Annotated in this window: 3 protein-coding genes; all 3 read left to right on the top strand. The window is 71.2% G+C overall.

The window, feature by feature from the left end; genetic code table 11:
- Positions 1-93 precede the first annotated feature (93 nt).
- On the top strand, positions 94-1,137 hold the full coding sequence (locus VR44_RS39105) for an ABC transporter substrate-binding protein (protein ID WP_045952448.1): 1,044 nt from the start codon (positions 94-96) through the stop codon (positions 1,135-1,137).
- A 6-nt stretch (positions 1,138-1,143) separates the two neighbouring features.
- Entirely contained in the window at positions 1,144-1,962 is an 819-nt protein-coding gene (locus tag VR44_RS39100) for an ABC transporter ATP-binding protein (protein WP_045952447.1), read from the top strand.
- Positions 1,959-2,138, top strand: a 180-nt coding sequence (locus VR44_RS39095) for a hypothetical protein (protein WP_045952446.1), incomplete at its 3' end; no start/stop codon positions are given. The genes VR44_RS39100 and VR44_RS39095, both read left to right, overlap by 4 nt.

Below are 2,138 nucleotides of genomic sequence, written 5' to 3'. Positions count from 1 at the left end.
CTACCAGGCCGTCGACGAGTTCGCCGACGCCCTGCGCTCCGCCGCTCCGACCCTCGCCGCCACCCCGTAACCCCGTACCGACAAGGACCCGCCATGCCCGCCGCATCCATCACCCCGACCACCCGCACCCGACGCCAGTTCCTCACCCTGCTCGGCATCTCGGCGGCCGCGGTGAGCTGCGGCACCGCCACCGCCACCGGCGGGTCCGCCCGGCCGGGCGGACAGGTCACCACGCTCAAGTACCAGGGCAGCGTCGGCGCCGTCACCCTGCCCGAGCTGGCCGCCGACCTCGGCTACCTGGGCGGCCTCACCCTGGAGTGGGTCGGCAACACCATCAGCGGCCCGCAGGACATCCAGTCCGCCGCCACCGGCCAGATCCACTTCGGCGGGGCCTTCAACGGGGCGATCGTCAAACTCGCCGCGGGCAAGGCCCCGATCAAGGCGGTGATCTCGTACTACGGCGTCGACCAGGACGTCTTCAGCGGCTACTACGTCCTGGAGGACAGCCCGATCCGCTCCGCCCGCGACCTGATCGGCAAGAAGGTCGGCATGAACACCCTGGGCGCGCACTCCCAGGCGATCCTCGACATCTACCTCGGCCGCAACGGTGTCTCCAAGGCGGACGCGGCCAAGGTCGAGGCCCTGGTCGTGCCGCCCGTCAACACCGAGCAGACGCTGCGCCAGAAGCAGATCGAGGTGGGCGTGCTCGGCGGCGTACTGCGCGACAAGGCCCTCGCCGCCGGCGGCATACGCCCGCTGTTCAGCGACTTCGACCTGCTCGGCAGGTTCAGCGCCGGCTCCTACGTGATGACCCAGCGGTTCATCAAGGAGAACCCGGACACCGTCCGCACCTTCACCACCGGTGTCGCCAAGGCCATCGAGTGGTCACGCACCACCCCGCGCGAGGAGGTCATCGCCCGCATGGAGTCGATCATCAAGAAGCGCGGCCGCAACGAGGACACCGCGACGCTGAAGTACTGGCGCTCGTACGGGGTCGCGGAGACGGGCGGCCGCATCGAGGACAAGGAGTTCAAGGTCTGGCTCGACTGGCTCGCGGAGCGCGGCGAGATCAAGGCGGGGCAGCTGAAGCCGTCCGACCTGTACACGAACGAGTTCAACGGGTACGGGAAGGGCTGACCGGCCATGGCGAAGATCGAGTTCCAGTCGGTGACGAAGACCTTCCCGGTGAAGGGCAGGAGCAAGGAGGAGTTCACCGCCCTCGACGGGATCGACCTGGAGATCGGGGCCGGGGAGTTCCTCGTCGTCGTCGGCCCCAGCGGCTGCGGCAAGTCCACCCTCCTGGACCTCCTCGGCGGGCTGACCCGGCCCACCTCCGGGCAGATCCTCCTCGACGGCAGGCCCGTCACCGGGCCCGGGCTGGACCGGGGCATCGTCTTCCAGCAGTACGCCCTCCTGCCCTGGCGCACCGCGCTCGGCAATGTCGAGTTCGGCCTGGAGGCGATCGGCGTCCCGCGCAGACAACGCGCGGCGCGGGCCCGGGAGTTCCTGGAGCTGGTGGGGCTCTCCGGATTCGAGGACCGGCATCCGCACGAGCTCTCCGGCGGGATGCGCCAGCGGGTCGCGATCGCGCGCTCGCTGGCGTACGACCCGGACGTGCTGCTCATGGACGAGCCCTTCGCCGCGCTCGACGCCCAGACCCGCGAGTCCCTCCAGGACGAGCTGCGCCGCATCTGGCAGAGCACCGGCAAGACGGTCGTGTTCATCACGCACGGCATCGAGGAGGCCGTGTACCTGGGGCAGAAGGTGGCCGTCATCACCTCCCGCCCCGGCCGCGTCAAGGAGGTCGTGCCGGTGTCCTTCGGGGACCGCTCCACCGGGGCGACCGGTGAGGACCTGCGCTCCAGCCCGGAGTTCGCCCGCTACCGCCACGAGATCTGGACCCTGCTCCACGACGAGGTGGCCCGGGCCCAGCAACTGGAGAAGGAAGAGGCCGCCGTATGAGCACCGGAACCCCCGCCCCGGCCGCGGCCGGGGAGCAGGCCCCGCGCGGCCGCGCGGGCACGCTCGTTCCCGATACGCGTGACGGATCGCTCCGCGCGGACGCCGGTCCGCCCGCCGCCACGGGGGAGGGCACCGCCGCGCCGCGGCCGGACGCCGGGACCCACGACGTACGGGAC

Origin of the sequence: Streptomyces katrae (assembly GCF_000966975.1) — a bacterium.
In the GTDB taxonomy this organism is placed as follows: domain Bacteria; phylum Actinomycetota; class Actinomycetes; order Streptomycetales; family Streptomycetaceae; genus Streptomyces; species Streptomyces katrae.
Note: the sequence above shows the minus strand (reverse complement) of the source record. Positions and strands in the feature narration are given on the sequence as shown.

Coding starts and splice junctions, on each gene's coding strand:
- VR44_RS39100 (WP_045952447.1), top strand. CDS start 1,144: ATGGCGAAGATCGAGTTCCAGTCGGTGACGAAGACCTTCCCGGTGAAG.
- VR44_RS39105 (WP_045952448.1), top strand. CDS start 94: ATGCCCGCCGCATCCATCACCCCGACCACCCGCACCCGACGCCAGTTC.